The sequence below is a fragment of the Paraburkholderia sp. 31.1 genome, from assembly GCF_014397645.1.
GTDB classification, from domain to species: domain Bacteria; phylum Pseudomonadota; class Gammaproteobacteria; order Burkholderiales; family Burkholderiaceae; genus Paraburkholderia; species Paraburkholderia tuberum.
Genome location: NZ_VZQN01000018.1, coordinates 121,201 through 140,638, shown reverse-complemented (window position 1 = coordinate 140,638; position 19,438 = coordinate 121,201). Strand labels below are relative to the sequence as shown.

At 65.0% G+C, this 19,438-nt stretch carries 12 protein-coding genes; 7 read left to right on the top strand and 5 right to left on the bottom strand.

Annotated elements, in window-relative coordinates; genetic code table 11:
* Positions 1-359 precede the first annotated feature (359 nt).
* Positions 360-1,544: a hypothetical protein gene (locus F6X37_RS16265; RefSeq protein WP_187612036.1), complete on the top strand. Its 1,185-nt coding sequence runs from the start codon at positions 360-362 to the stop codon at positions 1,542-1,544.
* 75 nt (positions 1,545-1,619) lie between these two features.
* On the opposite strand, the gene F6X37_RS16260 is transcribed toward F6X37_RS16265, so the two are convergent.
* A complete protein-coding gene (locus F6X37_RS16260; RefSeq protein ID WP_187612035.1) occupies positions 1,620-1,895 on the bottom strand; it encodes a hypothetical protein in 276 nt (91 codons plus the stop codon).
* Between the two features lie 434 nt (positions 1,896-2,329).
* On the opposite strand from F6X37_RS16260, the gene F6X37_RS16255 reads away from it, so the two are divergent.
* The 4 genes from F6X37_RS16255 to F6X37_RS16240 all read left to right on the top strand — a co-directional run bounded on the left by F6X37_RS16255 (position 2,330) and on the right by F6X37_RS16240 (position 11,457).
* Positions 2,330-3,175: an IclR family transcriptional regulator gene (locus tag F6X37_RS16255; RefSeq protein WP_187612034.1), complete on the top strand. Its 846-nt coding sequence runs from the start codon at positions 2,330-2,332 to the stop codon at positions 3,173-3,175.
* 432 nt (positions 3,176-3,607) lie between these two features.
* Positions 3,608-4,969 carry an MdtA/MuxA family multidrug efflux RND transporter periplasmic adaptor subunit gene (locus F6X37_RS16250; protein ID WP_187612033.1) on the top strand — a complete coding sequence of 454 codons (1,362 nt, stop codon included), beginning with the start codon at positions 3,608-3,610 and terminating at the stop codon, positions 4,967-4,969.
* 23 nt (positions 4,970-4,992) lie between these two features.
* Positions 4,993-8,127 carry an MdtB/MuxB family multidrug efflux RND transporter permease subunit gene (locus F6X37_RS16245; protein ID WP_187612032.1) on the top strand — a complete coding sequence of 1,045 codons (3,135 nt, stop codon included), beginning with the start codon at positions 4,993-4,995 and terminating at the stop codon, positions 8,125-8,127.
* Positions 8,128-8,130: 3 nt separating this feature from the next.
* Positions 8,131-11,457: an efflux RND transporter permease subunit gene (locus F6X37_RS16240; protein WP_187612031.1), complete on the top strand. Its 3,327-nt coding sequence runs from the start codon at positions 8,131-8,133 to the stop codon at positions 11,455-11,457.
* Positions 11,458-11,474: 17 nt separating this feature from the next.
* On the opposite strand, the gene F6X37_RS16235 is transcribed toward F6X37_RS16240, so the two are convergent.
* The 3 genes from F6X37_RS16235 to F6X37_RS16225 all read right to left on the bottom strand — a co-directional run bounded on the left by F6X37_RS16235 (position 11,475) and on the right by F6X37_RS16225 (position 14,063).
* Positions 11,475-11,939 carry a hypothetical protein gene (locus F6X37_RS16235; RefSeq protein ID WP_090804017.1) on the bottom strand — a complete coding sequence of 155 codons (465 nt, stop codon included), beginning with the start codon at positions 11,937-11,939 and terminating at the stop codon, positions 11,475-11,477.
* Positions 11,940-12,026: 87 nt separating this feature from the next.
* The gene (locus F6X37_RS16230) at positions 12,027-12,590 is read right to left on the bottom strand and encodes a peroxiredoxin (RefSeq protein ID WP_090805681.1); all 564 of its coding nucleotides are present in this window, start codon (positions 12,588-12,590) and stop codon (positions 12,027-12,029) included.
* Positions 12,591-12,761: 171 nt separating this feature from the next.
* Positions 12,762-14,063, bottom strand: a complete 1,302-nt coding sequence (locus F6X37_RS16225; protein ID WP_187612030.1) for an EAL and HDOD domain-containing protein — start codon at positions 14,061-14,063, stop codon at positions 12,762-12,764.
* 353 nt (positions 14,064-14,416) lie between these two features.
* On the opposite strand from F6X37_RS16225, the gene F6X37_RS16220 reads away from it, so the two are divergent.
* Together F6X37_RS16220 and F6X37_RS16215 are read left to right on the top strand one after the other, a co-directional pair.
* Complete coding sequence (locus F6X37_RS16220) at positions 14,417-16,231, top strand: putative bifunctional diguanylate cyclase/phosphodiesterase (protein WP_187612029.1); 1,815 nt, start codon at positions 14,417-14,419, stop codon at positions 16,229-16,231.
* 95 nt (positions 16,232-16,326) lie between these two features.
* Positions 16,327-17,784 carry an HDOD domain-containing protein gene (locus F6X37_RS16215; RefSeq protein WP_187612028.1) on the top strand — a complete coding sequence of 486 codons (1,458 nt, stop codon included), beginning with the start codon at positions 16,327-16,329 and terminating at the stop codon, positions 17,782-17,784.
* A gap of 100 nt (positions 17,785-17,884) precedes the next feature.
* On the opposite strand, the gene F6X37_RS16210 is transcribed toward F6X37_RS16215, so the two are convergent.
* Entirely contained in the window at positions 17,885-19,261 is a 1,377-nt protein-coding gene (locus F6X37_RS16210) for an EAL and HDOD domain-containing protein (RefSeq protein WP_187612027.1), read from the bottom strand.
* Positions 19,262-19,438: the final 177 nt, after the last annotated feature.

The window sequence follows — 19,438 nt, the reverse complement described above, 5'->3', positions numbered from 1 at the left end:
GGATCATCGTGGCTGGCTGAGCCCCCCTTCCAAGGTCGAGCGCGCCGTGCCAATCGTGGCTTGAGCAGTTTCCTCTAGTGTGCGTTCACGACGAGCGTCCGTTCGTTGCTGTGATGAGGTGAGTAGACCCGGGGAGTTGCACCCCGAGCCTCTCGCAGAACCGAACGTGCGCCTCTCGACTCATTCGGCTCCCGTTATCCAACCGATACCCCTACGACACGCCAGTGGACAAACAACCTGGGGTGGGCGAAATTCATCTTGCGTAGCCATTCCGCACTACATCGCTTGCGCTGCCGCAGCCTCCTGTACTTTCGTCGAGCCCACCGCATAAGCCGTAGGTCGATGTAGCCGAAGAGGCTGTGCATCGCCGCCCGGTAGAACATCAGTATGAACAGGCTGCCTTGGGTTATTACAAGCTCGATGCATCTGAGCCGAGGATCGCATCGAAGGTAGCGTACTGTGAATGGATGCTTGGCCACGACGAAGAGGCATTCAATCGCCTCATGTCGCTTGGCGAAGAACTTGACGCAGATGGTGTAGGCCTTCTGAGCGAGTTGATTCGTACTCGCTATGGTGACAAAAATCGTAGTGCACACATGGAGGCGATTTGGCCGCGCCTTAAGGCCGTTACGACGACTGATTCCGTACCGCTTTTGGCTGACGAGGCACGCGGACGTGGTTTGTGGCCTGGAGACGCTGAAAATCGCGAACAGAGGCGCCGAGAAATCGAGAGGCTGCTTTCTCTTCACCCGACCAGTCAGCGCATTCGCCTAGAAGTTCTTAACGAGTTGCGATGCTCCGACTCTCCGGCAGAGGAACGATACGCATTGTTGCGCGGTTGGAACAGTAGCGACCTAATCCCGAGGTTCCAATGGGAATCTGCTTGTGTGGCTGCTGAAGTGCGAAAATTCGACGAGGCAATCGATTACCTCCGCCAACTGGAAAAGAGAGAGCGTCAGAGCGCACGCCCATCACAGAACCTACTTCTGAATATCGACCTCGCGCGGTGCGATATCGCAGTTGGCTCTGCTGATGCTCCCGATTTATCTGGCTACGATGCAATTCTGAGCGGCACTACGCTCGACGGCGAAAATAGCGCGCGCGTTGTTCATGCAGCACTTGCGGCCGCCTGCAGTTTCGCCCCGGAACGGGTTGCCGAGCTGTGCGATGGTTTGCTCAATGCACTCAAATCAACCGAGTATGGATTCCCGATCGATGCTTCAGCGCTGTTCAACGAGTCGTATCCCGTCAGTGGTCAAGAATGGGACGACTATGCCCATAATTGGCCGTGCGGCAACCTCTTTCCCCATCGAGATATTCTTCTCGCAACTACACAAGGCCACGCGAACGCGTTCCTCCGCGCCGCTTTCGCCGCGTCAAAAATTAATGGAAACTATATGGACGACGATGTAGAACCGGAACTCCCAGCGGGATTCTGGGATGACATCGAAGCGCTTATTGGAAATAGTACAGGAGATGATTCTGAGCTCGGTGGCAAAACTTTTGTCACTCCAAAAAAATGCCGCTCGCGCGCATCGCCATAGTCCCAACTGGACTGCGTTAGGGCAGTCTTGGATAAAATCCGAGATACTTCGCAGCCCCGATGACTATGCCGTCACTTACGGATGGCTGACCCTGAAGGCAGCGACACGAACCGCCACCTCTGCACGGACCTTTCCTCTGGAGTTCTCAAGCAATTGCGCGATAGCGCAATTGAGGCGCCCCAAGCGTATGACTTGGTTGAACCACTCGTGGAAATCCGCATTCGCGCTCGTGATCTCGGCGTTGAGACAAAGTGCTCCGGTTTGCATCGCCGAGGCAGAGCTCCAATCTGTGACCATTAAAATTGGCGCATTGCACAATAAGAATACGCGTCGCCGCAGACTTTGTTGCATCTGAACCGCTCCTCACTTCCCGCAAACTTTGTTGTGCACCCATAACAACAAAAAAAAAGCGTCACGTTGCCGTGACGCCTTAAAAAGTTCTAGCCATTCCGAGGGCCGTGCTAGAACCTGAGAGAAGGTAATTCGAAAGGCGCAAGCGCATTGGACGGGCAACCGATCCTGGATTTTAGGATTTTTCCGCTCGCGCGCACCAAAATGCAGCGGAGACAAGCGACTTTCGAAATGCGGTTCCATTTTTTATGGTTATGCTGACTAAGTCAAGCAAAAAGATGTAGTCGACCATCGATCGGCAATTTCTTCCGATACAATGACTTTTCTTAAAAATGTATGAATGGGTGCCCCGGTTTGGAGATGTCCCTGCCTCTGTGAGCGGCCGTCAACAGGTTGTCGCACGAACAATTTGAAATGCTGTTCCAAAAAAACGCATGAACCGATCCACTCCCAACCAACCCGTCGCCGCCAAGGTCATCGCCAGCAAAAACCGAGACGGCCCGGGCGATGAAGTCACCGCGCTCGCGCGCGGCCTGACCGTACTGCGCGCCGTCGCCGCCGCGCACGCACCACTCAGCAATCGCGAACTCGCCGAGTTGACCGGCATCCCGAAGCCCACCGTGTCGCGCATCACCGCGACGCTCGTGGGCACCGGTTTTCTGCTGCGACTACCCGACAGCGAGCGCTTCGTGCTGACCTCGTCGGTGCTCGAACTGAGCAACGGCTTTCTGCGCAACTTCGACATCCGCTCGCGCGCGCGGCCGTTTCTGATCGAACTCGCGGAACGCACCGCGTTGTCGGTGCATCTGGCGGTGCGCGACCGCTACGACATGGTCGTCATCGACGCGATCCGCCCGCGTTCGGCGGTGCTCGTGTCGCGACTCGAAATCGGCTCGCGCATGAGCTTGACGCGCACCGCCGTCGGCCGGGCGTACCTCGCGGCGCTCGCGCAACCGGACCGCGACCGTCTGCTGGTCGGCCTGCAGACGGCCGAAGGTGACGATTGGGGCTATATCGGCAGCCGTCTCGCAAGCGCGATCCAGGACACCCTCGAGCGCGGCTTCGCAATCGCCACCGGCGAGTGGTACAACGGGCTGAACGCGATCGCGCTCGGCTTCGTCGGGCCGTCGGGCGAGCGCTACGCAGTCAATTGCGGCGGCTCGGCCGACCAATGTCCGCGCGACTGGCTGATCGCGCGCGCCGCGCCCGCGCTGCTCGAATGCATCGACAAGATCGTCCTGGAGATCGGCGGCACGCCGGGGCGCCGGCTCGACGAATAAGCCGTCGGCGGCAACGGCCGCCAAACGGCGCCCCGCGCGGAGCGAACGCGGCGCCAGCCGCCCGTGATCTGCGAGAGTGGCGACGGCGGCCCGCCCTCGCCCGACGATGCGCCGACATGCTGTAACCTTCGTAATCAACCGAAAAATACGCGGCTGGACTGTTACAGACGCCGCAACGTACGATCACGCATCCCGTTGCGGGACCGCGCGCCGCGAGCCGTGAGCGTCGTCGAAACAGCCGCGTCCAGCCGTGATGATTCCGCATTGCGTTAACATCCCTGTCCCGCGCCTCGGGTAGCATCGCGCTGAACATTGCGCGGCGCCCGCCGCCACGACCGCCTACATGCCGCCCATGTGCCGGCCCACCGCCCTTCGAATGGCGGCGAGCGCATCGGCGGCTCACATCATCAAGCCAGCCACCCGACCGAACCGATGGACGAACAACAAAAGCACCCGGAAACCCAACGCCCTGCCGCTCCCCAGCCGTCCGCGAACGGCGCGCAATCGAGCGCGCCCGGCGCGGTGAAACGCCACCGCGGCCGCACCGTCGCGCTGATCGTCGCGGCGCTGGTCGTGTTCGGCGTCGTGCTGTGGCGTTGGCATCCGTGGGGCGGGCCCGGCAGCGGCGCGAGCGCGTCGGGGGCGGCGAGCGGCGCGCGCAGCGGCCGCTTCGGCCGCGGCGGCCCGAACGCGATGGCCAACATGGCGCAGCCGGTGCACGTCGCCGCCGCGACGCAGGGCGAGATGCCGGTCGTGCTGACCGCGCTCGGCACGGTCACGCCGCTCGCCACCGTTACCGTGCTGCCGCAACTGAGCGGCGTGCTGCAGGACGTCTATTTCAAGGAAGGCCAGATGGTCAAGAAGGGCGACGTACTGGCCCAGATCGACCCGCGCCCGTATGAGATTTCGCTGCGCAACGCCGAGGGCACGCTGGTGCGCGACGAGGCGCTGCTCGCCACCGCACGTCTCGATCTGAAGCGCTATCAGACGCTGCTCGCGCAGGACTCGATCGCGAGCCAGCAGGTCGACACGCAGGCGTCGCTGGTGCGGCAATACGAAGGCACGGTGAAGTCCGACCAGGCGAACATCGACAGCTTCAAGCTCGACCTCGTGTACGCGCGCATCACCGCGCCGGTGTCGGGACGCGTCGGTCTGCGTCAGGTCGACCCGGGCAACTACGTGACCTCGGGCCTCACCAACGGCATCGTCGTGATCACGCAGCTCGATCCGATCAGCGTGGTGTTCACGACCTCCGAAGACAATCTGCAGCAGATCATCCAGCACACGCAGAACGGCGAGTCGCTGTCGGCCACCGCGTACGACCGCAGCAACACGCATCCGCTCGAAGTCGGCTCGCTAAAGACGATGGACAATCAGATCGACACGACCACCGGCACGATCAAACTGCGCGCGATCTTCAAGAACAAGGACAACGGCCTGTTCCCGAACCAGTTCGTCAACACTCGCCTGCTCGTCGATACGATCAGGAACGCGGTGATCGTGCCGACCTCGGCGGTGCTCAACGGCTCGATGGGTACCTTCGTGTACGTCGTGAAGCCCGACAACACGGTCACCGTGCGCCAGGTCAAGGTCGGCCCGGTCGACGGCGAGCGCACCAGCATCCAGTCGGGCCTCGCGGTCGGCGAGCGCGTCGTGATCGACGGTTCGGACCGGCTGCGCGAAGGCGCGAAGATCACGATTCCGGCCGAGCGGCCGCGTGGCGCGTCCGGCGCATCGGCCGCATCCGGCGCGCACGCGCATCGCGGCCGGCACGCGGCGCAAGCATCGCAATAAAGTAAAGGCACGGCACTTACCGCATGAATCCATCCCGCGCTTTTATTCTGCGTCCTGTCGGCACCGCGCTGCTGATGGCGGCGATCATGCTGGTCGGCCTCGTCGCGCTGCGCTTTCTGCCGCTGTCCGCGCTGCCCGAGGTCGACTATCCGACGATCCAGGTGCAGACCTTCTATCCGGGCGCGAGCCCGGACGTGATGACGTCGTCCGTGACGGCGCCGCTCGAGAGGCAGTTCGGGCAGATGCCGTCGCTGAACCAGATGTCGTCGCAAAGCTCGGCCGGCTCGTCGATCATCACGCTGCAGTTCAGCCTCGACCTGCCGCTCGACATCGCCGAGCAGGAGGTCCAGGCGGCGATCAACGCGGCGGGCAACCTGCTGCCGTCCGACCTGCCCGCGCCGCCGATCTACGCGAAGGTCAACCCGGCCGACGCGCCGATCATCACGCTCGCGATCACGTCGAAGACACTGCCGCTCACGCAGGTGCAGGATCTCGCCGACACGCGTCTCGCGCAGAAGATTTCGCAGGTCGCCGGGGTGGGTCTCGTGAGCCTGTCGGGCGGCCAGCGCCCGGCGATCCGCATTCAGGCGAACCCGCGCGCGCTTGCCGCGTACGGCCTGAATCTCGACGACCTGCGCACCACCGTCTCGAACCTGAACGTCAACACGCCGAAGGGCAATTTCGACGGTCCGACGCGCAACTACACGATCAACTCGAACGACCAGTTGACCGACGCCGACGAATACAAGAGCGCCGTGGTCGCGTACAAGAGCGGCCGTCCGGTGATGCTGACCGACGTCGCGAGCATCGTGGCGGGACCGGAGAATACGAAGCTCGGTGCGTGGGTCGACAACACGCCCGCGATCATTCTGAACGTGCAGCGCCAGCCAGGCGCGAACGTGATCCAGGTAGTCGACAGCATCAAGGCGCTGCTGCCGCAGTTGCAGCAGTCGCTGCCCGCCGCGCTCGACGTCGAGGTCGTCACCGACCGCACCACGACGATCCGCGCGTCGGTGCGCGACGTGCAGTTCGAACTGGCGATGTCGGTCGTGCTGGTCGTGCTGGTGATGTACCTGTTCCTCGCCAACATCTACGCGACGATCATTCCGAGCCTGTCGGTGCCGCTGTCGCTGATCGGCACGCTCGCGGTGATGTACCTGTGCGGCTTCTCGCTCGACAACCTGTCGCTGATGGCACTGACCATCGCCACCGGCTTCGTCGTCGACGACGCGATCGTGATGATCGAGAACATCGCGCGCTACGTCGAGGAAGGCGACACGGCGCTCGAAGCCGCGCTGAAGGGCTCGAAGCAGATCGGCTTCACGATCATTTCGCTGACGGTCTCGCTGATCGCGGTGCTGATTCCGCTGCTCTTCATGGGCGACGTGGTCGGGCGCCTGTTCCACGAATTCGCGATCACGCTCGCGGTGACGATCGTCATCTCGGCGGTCGTGTCGCTGACGCTCGTGCCGATGATGTGCGCGAAGCTGTTGCGCCACACGCCGCCGCACGACAGTCACCGTTTCGAGGCGAAGGCGCACCGCTTCATCGACTGGGTGATCGCGCGCTACGCGGTCGCGCTCACGTGGGTGCTGAACCGTCAGCGCTCCACGCTGGTCGTCGCGGTGCTCACGCTGGTGCTGACCGGCCTGCTGTACGTGTACGTGCCGAAGGGCTTCTTCCCGGTGCAGGACACCGGCGTGATCCAGGCGATCACGCAGATGCCGCAGTCGGTGTCGTTCGCGTCGATGGCCGAGCGTCAGCAGGCGCTCGCCGACCAGATCCTGAAGAACCCGGACGTCGAAAGCCTGACCTCGTTCATCGGCGTGGACGGCAGCAACATCACGCTGAACAGCGGCCGCATGCTGATCAACCTGAAGCCGCGCGACGACCGCAGCAATACCGCGAGCGAGGTGATCCGCCAGTTGCAGAAAGACGTCGCGCACATTCCGGGCGCCTCGCTCTACATGCAGCCGGTGCAGGACCTGACGATCGACTCGACCGTCAGCCCGACGCAGTATCAGTTCATGCTGACCGATCCGAACATCAGCGAATTCACCACGTGGGTGCCGAAGCTGGTCGACCGGTTGAAGCAGTCGCCCGAGCTCGCGGACGTCGCAACCAATCTGCAGGACAACGGCCGCTCGGTGTTCATCGAGATCGACCGCGCGACCGCCGCGCGCTTCGGCATCACACCGGCCACGATCGACAACGCGTTGTACGACGCGTTCGGCCAGCGCATCATTTCGACGATCTTCACGCAGTCGAACCAGTACCGGGTGATTCTCGAAGCGCAGCCGACGATGCAGCACTACACCACGTCGCTGAACTCGATCTACCTGCCCTCTTCCACGTCGACGGGCGGCCAGGTGCCGCTGTCGTCGATCGCGAAGTTCATCGAGCAACCCGCGCCGCTGCTGGTCACGCATCTGAGCCAGTTCCCGGCCACCACGGTGTCGTTCAACCTCGCGCCGGGTTCGTCGCTCGGCGCGGCGGTCAAGGCGATCCAGCAGGCCGAGAAGGACGTCGGTCTGCCTGCGTCGTTCCAGACGCGCTTCCAGGGCGCGGCGCTCGCGTTCCAGGCGTCGCTCGCCAACGAGCTGTTCCTGATCCTCGCGGCGATCGTCACGATGTACATCGTGCTCGGCGTGCTGTATGAGAGCTTCATCCATCCGATCACGATTCTGTCGACGCTGCCGTCGGCCGGCGTCGGCGCGCTGCTCGCGCTGCTGATCACCGGCCACGATCTCGACATCATCGGCATCATCGGCATCGTGCTGCTGATCGGTATCGTGAAGAAGAACGCGATCATGATGATCGACTTCGCGCTCTACGCCGAGCGCGAGGAAGGCAAGCCGCCGCGCGAGGCGATCTACCAGGCGTGTCTGCTGCGCTTCCGGCCGATCCTGATGACCACGCTCGCCGCGCTGCTCGGCGCGCTGCCGCTGATGCTCGGCACCGGCGCGGGCTCGGAGCTGCGCCGGCCGCTCGGTATCGCGATCGCCGGCGGCCTGATCGTGAGCCAGTTGCTGACGCTGTTCACGACGCCGGTGATCTACCTCGCGTTCGATTCGCTCGGCCGCCGGCTGCGCGAGCGCTTTAACCGCGGCGATTCGTCCGGTAGCGCCACGCCGCCCGCCACCGATGCGGGGAACTGAGCGATGAACCTGTCGCGTCCGTTTATCTCCCGTCCGGTCGCCACCACGCTGCTGGCGATCGGCATCGCGTTGTCGGGGGTATTCGCGTTCACGAAGCTGCCGGTCGCGCCGCTGCCGCAGGTCGACTTCCCGACCATCTCGGTGCAGGCGACGCTGCCGGGCGCGAGCCCGGAGACCGTCGCGACAAGCGTCGCGAGTCCGCTCGAGCGGCATCTCGGTTCGATCGCCGACGTCACCGAGATGACGTCGCAAAGCTCGGTCGGCTCGACGCGCATCACGCTGCAGTTCGGCCTGAACCGCAACATCGACGGCGCCGCGCGCGACGTGCAGGCGGCGATCAACGCGGCGCGCGCCGACCTGCCCGCGAGCCTGCGCAGCAACCCGACCTACCACAAGGTCAACCCGGCCGACGCGCCGATCCTGATTCTCGCGCTGACGTCGAGCACGCTGACGGCGGGCCAGCTCTACGATTCGGCCGCGACGGTGCTGCAGCAGTCGTTGTCGCAGGTGCAGGGGGTTGGCGAAGTGGATGTCAGCGGTTCGGCGAATCCGGCCGTGCGCGTCGAGTTGCTGCCGCACGCGCTGTCCCATTACGGCATCGGCCTCGAGGACGTGCGCGCGGCGCTCGCCGCGGCCAATGCCAACAGCCCGAAGGGCTCGATCGAGTTCGGCGAAAACCGCGTACAGCTGTACACCAACGACCAGGCGAGCAAGGCGTCGCAATACAAGGACCTCGTCATTGCCTATCGCAACGGCGCGCCGGTCAAACTCTCCGACATGGGCGAAGTCGTCGATTCGGTCGAAGATCTGCGCAACCTCGGTCTCTTCAATGGCAAGCGCTCGGTGCTCGTGATCCTGTACCGGCAGCCGGGCGCGAATATCATCGAGACCGTCGACCGCGTGAAGGCGATGCTGCCGCAACTGCACGCGTCGCTGCCCGCCGACGTCGACATCGCGCCGACCTCGGACCGCTCGACGACGATCCGCGCGTCGTTGAGGGACACCGAGCGCACGCTCGTGATCGCGGTCACGCTCGTCGTGATGGTGGTGTTTCTGTTCCTGCGCAACTGGCGCGCCACGCTGATTCCGAGCGTGGCCGTGCCGATCTCGATCGTCGGCACGTTCGGCGCGATGTACCTGATGGGCTTCTCGATCGACAATCTGTCGCTGATGGCGTTGACCATCGCGACCGGCTTCGTCGTCGACGACGCGATCGTCGTGCTCGAAAACATCTCGCGCCACATCGAAGACGGCGTGCCGCGCATGAAGGCCGCGTTCATCGGCGCGCGCGAGGTCGGCTTCACGGTGATGTCGATCAGCATCTCGCTCGTCGCCGTGTTCCTGCCGATCCTGCTGATGGGCGGCATCGTCGGGCGGCTGTTCCGCGAGTTCGCGCTGACGCTGTCGCTCGCGATCGCGGTGTCGCTGGTCGTATCGCTGACGCTCACGCCGATGATGTGCTCGCGCCTGCTGCGCGAGCCGCACGAGAAAGAACAGGAAAGCCGCTTCGGCCGCTGGCTCGAACGCGGTTTCTCATCGATGCAGCGCGGCTACGAGCGTACGCTCGGCTGGGCGCTGCGGCATCCGCTGCTGATCGTCCTCGTCCTGCTGCTGACCATCGCGCTGAACATCGCGCTCTACATCATCGTGCCAAAGGGCTTCTTCCCGCAGCAGGACACGGGGCGCCTGATCGGCGGCATCCAGGCCGACCAGAGCACGTCGTTCCAGGCAATGAAAGGCAAGTTCTCGGAGATGATGGCGATCGTCGGCAAGAACCCCGCGGTCGACAGCGTGGTCGGCTTTACCGGCGGCCGGCAGACCAACTCGGGCTTCATGTTCGTGTCGCTGAAGTCGAAAAGCGAGCGCAAGCTCTCCGCCGACCAGGTGATCCAGCAACTGCGCGCGCCGCTCGGCGACGTGGCCGGCGCGCGCACGTTCCTGCAGGCGGTGCAGGACATTCGCGTGGGCGGCCGGCAGTCGAACGCGCAGTATCAGTTCACGCTGCTCGCCGACTCGACGCCCGATCTGTACAAGTGGGGGCCCAAGCTCACCGAGGCGCTTCAGGCACGCAAGGAGCTCGCGGACGTGAACTCCGACCAGCAGCAAGGCGGTCTCGAAGCGATGGTGACGATCGACCGCGCCACGGCATCGCGCCTCGGCATCAAGCCCGCGCAGATCGACAACACGCTGTATGACGCGTTCGGCCAGCGCCAGGTGTCGACGATCTACAACCCGCTGAACCAGTATCACGTCGTGATGGAAGTCGCGCCGCAATACTGGCAGAGCCCGGAGATGCTGAAGCAGATTTTCGTCAGCACGTCGGGCGGCAGCGCGAGCGGCGCGCAGACCACCAACGCGCCGGCCGGCACCGTGACGTCCAGAGCGACCAGCACGTCGACCACGACGAGCGCGGCAACCGGCGGCACGGCCGCCACCACCGCGACGAGCGCGGCCAGCATCGCAGCCGACTCGGCGCGCAATCAGGCCATCAACTCCATCGCGGCGAGCGGCAAGTCGAGCGCGTCGTCGGGCTCGGCGGTGTCGACCACGAAGGAGACCATGGTGCCGCTGTCGGCGATCGCGAGCTTCGGGCCGGGCACCACGCCGCTGTCGGTCAATCACCAGAGCCAGTTCGTCGCCTCGACGATCTCGTTCAACCTGCCGCCGGGCGTGTCGCTGTCCACCGCCACGCAGGCGATCTACGACACGATGGCCGAGATCGGCATGCCCGCCACGATTCACGGCAGCTTCCAGGGCACCGCGCAGGCGTTCCAGCAGTCGATGTCCGACCAGCCGATCCTGATCCTCGCCGCGCTCGCGGCGGTGTACATCGTGCTCGGCATCCTGTACGAAAGCTATATCCACCCGCTGACGATCCTGTCGACGCTGCCGTCCGCGGGCGTCGGCGCGTTGCTCGCGCTGCTGCTGTTCAAAACCGAGTTCAGCATCATCGCGCTGATCGGTGTGATCCTGCTGATCGGCATCGTGAAGAAGAACGCGATCATGATGGTGGACTTCGCGATCGACGCGTCGCGCAAGGGAATGTCGTCGCGCGATGCGATCTACCAGGCCTGTCTGCTGCGCTTCCGGCCGATCATGATGACCACCTTCGCCGCGCTGCTCGGCGCGTTGCCGCTCGCGTTCGGCAGCGGCGAAGGCGCGGAGATGCGCGCGCCGCTCGGTATTTCGATCGTCGGCGGGCTGATCGTCAGCCAGATGCTGACGCTCTATACGACGCCGGTCGTCTATCTGTACATGGATCGCATCCGCGTGCGCTGGGAGGCGAGAAAGGCACGCCGCGCGGGTGGCGCGGCGCCGACGTCGTCATGACGTAGTGAAGGTGGCGCTCACAGCTTCTGCTCGATGGCCAGCGAGAAAATCCGCTGCCATCGGCGCGCCGCCCGCTCGTTCGACATCGGCACGAGCCACTCGCCGTGCCGCGAGTCCTTGACCTTCAGCGCGAGCCGCGCCTGTGCGTCGCGGCCCTGTGCTTCAGCGCCGAGCAGATCGGCGAAGATATACGCGCCTTGCTGGTCGCCGACGCGAATCTCGCAGAGCCGCTTGGCCGCCGCGAGCCGCACCGAGCCCCAACTGCCCTTCAATTCGTGCGTCCAGTCGCCGTCGCGCACGTTCGGCGCGACTTCGCGGCGCCGCTGCCGCCAGTACGCGAGCGCACCGGCGATCAGCAACGCAACCAGCACAGCCACACCCTCCGCCACCGCCAGCCCGAAAGCGGCCTGCAGCGCATAAAAGGCACGCACCGCGCCGTACCCCAGCGCGATCAGCGCAATCAACGCAACGACAATCGGCATCGCAAGCTCATCCGGCAAATGGTTTTAGTCGGCTAACGCGGGCAAACGCGACGGCGCGTTCGGCCCCTCACCGCCCCTCACTGCGCCTCACTGCGCCTTATGCGCGGCCGACCACTCCTTGAGCGCGTTCAGCGTGTTCTCGACATGCTTGTCGGGCGACAGGCTCGTGTACTCGTAGATGATCTTGCCGTCGGGCGAGATCACGTACGACACGCGATTCGCCATGCCGGCCTTGAACGGCATGGCCGCGTCGTACGCATTGATCACCTTCGCGTCGGCGTCGGCCGCGACCGGGAATTTGCTGCGGCATTCGCTGACCGAAAACTTCGTCAGCGTATCGATGTTGTCGTGCGACACGCCGATCACCGTCGCGCCGTACTTCTTGTATTGGTCGACCGCATCGGCGAAATCGTGCGCCTCGATCGTGCAGCCCTTCGTGAACGCGGCCGGATAGAAGTACAGCACGACCGGGCCCTTCTTCAGTTCGTCGGCGAGCGAATACGTGTAGGTCTTGCCGCCGAGCGAGGCCTCGGCGGTAAACATCGGCGCCGTATCGCCGGGCTTCAGGGTTGCCGAGGCGAGCGGCGAATGCATTGCGAATCCGAACGCCATGACGGCGGCCAGTACCGCCGGTATGTGTTTTGTCTTCATCTGCTCCTCCACGCGTGAGCGCACGCAATTGATCGGGTCCATCGGAGACAGCTTCGGCCGACGTCACAGGCCGTCGCTGAACTTTCTATTGGACCACGGATGCGCACGCGGCGTGGGTCGTCGCCCGGATCACAAGCGAATCGAAAGGGTGCGGCGCGCGAGCTCGACGCCTCAAACGCCCAATTCGGCCACGTGCGCGCCGAACCACGCCGCCGCCGACAGGTTCAGCTCCGACAGCACGTCGGGCGTCAGCGCGTGGAAGCCCGCCGCCGTCGCGACCGGCGCCGCGTCGCCGCCCTCGCCCGCGACCTCGGCGATCAGCAGCAGCGCGCCCAGTTCGCCCTTGCGCGCGACGATCGCGTCGCGAATCTGCGGCGCGAGGCCGAGTTTCTCGAGCACCGCGTCCGGCGTGCTGTCGAGCACGATGTGCACGAGCGAAAAAATCCCGGTCATGAACGCGGCGTCGGCGAATTCGCCGTCGGCCGGACGCAGCCAGTTCGCGGCGAGTTCCATGAAGCGCGAGCGCGTCGCCGCCAGTTGCACGAGCGGATCGGCGCGCCACGGCAACTCGCCGGTGTCCGAGTACAGCAGCAGTTGTGCCCAGCGCGCGATCTGCCGCGTGCCGGTCGCGATGATCGCCTCGCGCAGCGACGCGATGTTGCGCCCGAGGCCGAATGCACTCGAATTGACGAGCCGCAGCAGTTGCACGACCACGCCCGGGTTGACCTTCAGCTCCGCCTCGAGCTCGACGATGCCGGCGTCGCGCGACAGCAGCGCGAGCAGCCGCAGCAGGCCCGGACGCAGCGAGCGGTTGCGCGGCGCGGCCAGCACCTGCGGCCGCGCGAAGAAGTAGCCCTGGAACAGATCGAAACCGAGCTCGTGGGCGAGCGCGAAGTCCTCGCGCGTCTCGACCTTCTCGGCGAGCAGCGTCTTGCCGTGGCCGCGCAGCGTCGACGCGAGCTGCGCGACCGTGCGGCGCGGCGTCTGCAGGAAATCGATCTTGACGATGTCGGCGTACGGCAGCATCGCGCTCAGCTCGTCGGACAGATCGTGCACGTCGTCGAGCGCGACCTGGAAGCCGGCGCCGCGCAACTCGCCGAGACGACGCGCGAGCGAGGCGTCGTAGCGCACGGTTTCGAGGATTTCGAGCACGAAGCGCTCGGGCGGCATCAGATGGACGATGTCGCTAAAGAGCAGCGCGCGATCGATATTGACGAAGCCGCGATGCTGGCCGAGCACGGCGGGTACGCCGATTCCGCCGATCGTGCGCGCGACCACCTGCGCGGTGGCCTGCGTGTCGTCGCTGATTTCGGCGTAGTTGTACGTTCCGGCACGGAACAGCAGCTCGTAGGCGTGAAGCGCGCCATCGCGATCGAGAATCGGCTGGCGGCCGACATAGACATACTGCGGGGCAGCGTCCAGCCCCCCGTGCTCACGATAGCCGGCCGACGCGCCGGCGAGGACATCACGCACCTCGACGTCCCGCGGGACGGGCCGTGGGGCTCTGGCGGACCTGACGACGGGGCGTTCGGACATGGATCATCAGTGCAAGGTTCGGAAAGTCTATGCAGCGCGACGTCATCAGCGTCGCCAAATAAAGGGGATTCGCCGTATTAACGGCCGCGAGGCGACGTCACTTTAACCGAATCGTCCCGGCGACGGCGCCGGGCTTCTCCTTACCAGATGTTTTTCTCCACGGGCCGCTAAAGATTTCCCCGCATGCGTCGTTATCTCGTTCTGATGGGGCGGCCTGCTATCTCCTGGCCGCCCGGAGCGGCGGACAAGCAGCCCCGCCTGCGGACGAACCCAGGTTGCCAGCGACAAACATGGAAGCGAACACGATCACCGCGCCCCGCCGGGGCTCCTTGCGCACGGTCATCGACCGGCTGTGGGCGTTCGGCCGGCGCGAGGACGACGACCAGCCGAGCAGCGCGAACCGCCCGCCCCCACTGGAACAGGTGGTCGGCGCGGTAGATCTGCTCGCGCACGTCGACGATGCGCTGCGCTTCATCTACGTGTCCGACGCGAGCCTGCGCTTCATCGGCTATCACCGCGAATACCTGAAAACCGCGACGCTGCACGATCTGGTCGCGCCCGCCGACGTGCCGCGCCTCGACGCGCTGCTCAAGCTCGCGGCGGCCTCGGGCAACGTCGAGAAAGCGACGCTCGGGCTCGTCAAGTCGCTGACCTATCCGATCACGGTCGAGCTGCGGGTCGTGCGCAGCAGCCACGACGGCGTCGACGGCTACGCGATCGCCGGCTTCGACGTGTCGTCGTGGCGCGCCACCGAAGAGCGCCTGACCCAGGCGCTGCATCTGGACCGGCTGACCAGCCTGCCGAACCAGTCGGGCTTGCTGCACGCGTTGCTCGACGCGCAACAGAGGGCCGACGCGCACGGCACGCCGGTCGCGCTCTTGCTGCTCGATCTCGACGACTATCAGCGCGTGAATCGCGCACTCGGCTACGACGCCGGCGACGAGATGCTGCGCGACACGTCGCGGCGCCTGTTGAACATGACGAGCCCGAACGAAACGATCGCGCGCGTCGCCAGCGACGAGTTCGCGATCCTCGTGAAGCCTGCCGCGAGCCGCACCGACGCGGCGGCGGCCGCCGAAGCGCTGGCGCGGCGTCTGTTGACCGCGATCCAGCAGCCGTACGTGTTCAAGGGTCAGCAGGTGCACCTGTCGGCCAGCATCGGCATCGCGCTGTACCCGGACGTGCGCCACGCCAACGACACCGGCGGCCACGACACGCACCTGCTGCGCTGGGCCGACCACGCGCTGTTGCAGGCGAAGGCCGCGGGCGGCAACACGCTGGCGTTCTACGTACCCGACGACAACCCGGCCGACGCCGAGCGCCTCAAGCTCGAGGCCGACCTCTACGACGGCGTACGCAACGGCGAGTTTTCGCTACACTTCCAGCCGATCACGAGCAGCCGCACGCGGGGCGTGGTCGGTGTGGAGGCGTTGATTCGCTGGACGCATCCGGTGCATGGCCTCGTGCCGCCGTCGATGTTCATTCCGCTCGCGGAGTCGATCGGGCTCATCAACTTTCTCGGCAACTGGGTGCTGAAGGTCGCGTGCATGCAACTGATCCAGTGGGACGCGAAGGGCATCTCGCTGCAGTACGTGGCCGTCAACGTGTCGCCGCAGCAGTTTCGCGATCCGCGCTTCAAGGACTCGGTGCGCGAGGCGATCGAGCTGACCGGCATCGATCCGCGCCGCCTCGTCTTCGAGATCACCGAAAGTCTGCTGATGCACGATCCGGCGCACGCGAAAGGCTTGCTCGAAGAGCTGACCGCGATGGGCATCCGCTTCGCCGTCGACGACTTCGGCACCGGCTATTCGAGCCTCGCGTACCTGCAGCGTTTTCCGCTCGCGAAGCTGAAGATCGACCGGAGTTTCGTGGAGAATCTGCTAACCTCGCGAAACGATCAGGCAATCGTTAGCGCTGTCGTCGGCCTTGCGCAGACGCTCGACCTCGAACTGGTAGCCGAGGGCGTCGAAACGGAAGCGCAACGCGCGTTGCTCACCGAGATGGGCTGCGATCACATTCAGGGCTGGCTCGTTTGCAAGGCGCTGCCGTCCGAGGAACTCGCGCAGCGCTTCGAATCGCGCGAGCTTCAGTTGCACGGCGCGTAACGGGCGATGCAGACACGACGCCCAGGCAGCGCAACAAGCCGGCTCACGACCGGCATGGCATTCACTGGAACACGTATGGCTTTTGCGGGACTCACATGGTAAAGGCGGCAGTGCTCGACCGGCTCTGGACGCGAATGAGCGAGCGCGGCGATTTCCCTATGCTGTCGCAATCGCTGCGCACCACCATGGCGGCAGTGACCAACGACGACCTCGACTTCACCGGCCTCGTGCAAGTGGTGCTGTCGGACTTCGCGCTCACCCAGAAGGTGCTGCGCCTCGCGAACTCGGCGATGTACATCGCGTTCGGCGGCAACATCACGACCGTGTCGCGCGCGCTGATGGTGCTCGGCATGGATGCGGTCGGCCATCTGGTCGTCGGTCTGAAGATCGTCGATCACTTTCATCAAAGCGCGCCGCGCCGCATCGACGCGAAACTCGAACTGAACCGCACGCTGCTGTCGGGCTGCGTCGCGCGCAAGCTGACCGAGCGCGGCGACCTGCGCGCCGGTGAGGAAGCGGTGGTCTGCACGCTGATGCGGCAGATCGGCAAGTTGCTGGTCGTGTTCTATCTCGACGCCGAATGGGACCAGATTCGCCGCCATATCGACGGCGGCGCACTCGAAACCGATGCGTGCGTGCTCGTGCTCGGCGTGACCTTCGATGAAATCGGCGCCGAAGCCGCGGTGCGCTGGCGCCTGCCTGACACGATCCGCTCGGGCATGGGTGAGTTCGATCCGGAGGATGTGACGCAACCGCGCCAGGTGCAGTGGCTGCGCGCGATCACCAATTACTCGACCGCGGTCGCCGACGTGCTCACCCAGCAGAACATGCCCGAGGGGGAGCGCGAGGCACGCATCGGCGAACTTGCGCACGAGTACAGCAGCGCGCTGAACACCGACCCCGAGGTGCTGCTGCAGATGAGCGTCGCGCTATCGCGTGAGGATGGCGGCGACAGCGTGATGCGCGAGATCGTCGAGTTACGCGCGAATGCCGATGCGATCGCGCGCGAGGCGCTTACACCCGAGGCGCGCATCGAGATCGGGGTGAAGGATCTGCGCGGCCTGCCCGAGGGCAGCCCGCTCGCACCGACGCTCGCGATGGCCGCCGAGACCGTGCTCGCGGCGCTCGGCTTCTCGCGCACCGTGGTCTACGTCAAGCACAGCAGCGGCACGTTCAAGGCGCGTCTCGGCTTCGGGCCGAAGATCGACGCGGCGCTGCCGCGGCTCTCGTTCAGCACCGCGTTCGAACCCGACGTATTTCATCTCGCGATCGCGAACTCGGTGGGCATCTTCATCGAGAATGCGCGCGATCCGAAGATGGTCGCGCGGCTGCCCGAGTGGTTCCGGCGCTCGTTCGACGACGCGCGCGCGTTCGTGCTGCTGCCGATCGTCGACGAAACCGATCAGACGGTCGCGCTGCTCTACGGCGACTGGTCGCATACGCAGGAGGCGCGCCGCATCTCGCAGAAGGAGATGAGCGTGCTCAACGAACTGGCACGGGAGTTAGGACGTTTTTTCGGCCAGGGGCAGATGCGGGAAATGGAGACGATGTGAAGACCTGGCGTGATCGTTGATCACGCCGCTTCACTTCGATCCTTTCCGTGTTTGCCCGCAAACGATTTTATCCGGGCACCGTGCGGGGCTTTTACCCCACTCAATCCTCGATCCGCTCGAGCCCTTCCGCGCTGCGATCCGCGACGCCGGCCCATGCGCCGGCCGCGAGACCCATCTGCGCGACCTCTTCCACGGTCAACGGAGCAAGACGCTCGCATAGCGTGGCGACGCGCTCCCATGCGCCGCCTTCGAGCGCTTCGACCGCGCTCAACAGCAGACCCAGCCTGCCCTCGCGATGCAGGATCGCGGCCTGGATCGGTCGCGATAGCGTAAGGATGTTCAGCGTATTTTCGAGCGAGCCGCCGAACACCGCATCGACAAACGAAAACACACCGGTCAGGAAGGCCGCATCGGCTTCGTCGCGGCCCGCCTCGGGCATGCGCTCGATCGCGAGTTCCATGAAGCGCGCGCGCGTGGCCGCGAGTTGCAGCAGCGGATCGTCCTCCAGCGCGACCTTGCGGCCGTCTGCGTAGAGCAGCAGCTGCGTCCAGCGCGCGATGCGGTCGGTGCCGGTCGCGTTGATCGCGTCGCGCAGCGTCGTCACCTTGTGACCGACCGCGAGGCCGCTCGAATTCGCGAGCTTCATCAGATGCATGACGAGCACCGGGTTCAGCTTCAGCTCGGCTTCGAGCTGCGCGACCGTCGGGTCGCCCGCGAGCAGTTGCAGCAGATTGAGCAGCGCGTGGCGCGGCGCGCTGACTCGGCGCGTCGCCGAGCTTTGCGCGCGCGCGAAGTAATAACCCTGGAAGCGGTCGAAGCCGAGCTCGTGCAACGTTTCGAAGTCGGCCTGCGCATCGACACCTGATGCGAGCAGCAGCTTGCCAGCCGACTTAAGCACGCTCGCGAGCTTCGGCAGCAGCGCGCGCGGTGTGCGCGTGACGTCGATCTTGACGACTTCGGCGTACGGCAGCAGCTTCGCGAAAGTCTCGTTGGGCTGCGTGACGTCGTCGAGCGCGAAGCGGTAGCGGCGGCCATGCAGATACACGATACGCGCGATCAACGCGTCGTCGACTTCGAGCGATGAAGGCAGCTCGAGCATGAAGCGCTCGGCGGGCAGTCTCAGGATCGCGTCGTCGAGCAGCAGCTCGCGGCTCACGTCGACGTAGGCCGGATGGCCGGTCAGCGCGCCGCGCACGTCGCCCTGCACGAGCCCGCGCACGATCGCGCGCGCGACGCGTTGCACCGGCGTGGACGCGCGGCCCGGCAAGGAGTCGGTTTCGGGAGGGAGATCGGTATTGGCTTGCGGGGCGATGCGGTCCGCGTCGGCGAGCGGCAGCTCGGGCGCACGCACCTTGATCTCATAGCCGCACAGCATGCCGTCCCGATTCAGAATGGGCTGCCTTGCGTAGCTGGCGATGAGCGACGCGTCGTCGGTCGTGCCGCTGTGGCTCAGAGTCTCGATTGCGATGGTGGTCATTCCAGTCCCCCGCTCGGCGCCGCTGGCGCCTGGCCGCTATGTTCTGTTTTTCGCTGCACGTTGGCGCGTTTCCGTGACGTTGCAAGCTCCGTCGCGCGCGGCAGTGTGCGTCGCAATTTTATCGCAGCGTCATTGGGCACGAACAGGCTTACGAGGCAATATCTCGAAATATTTGCT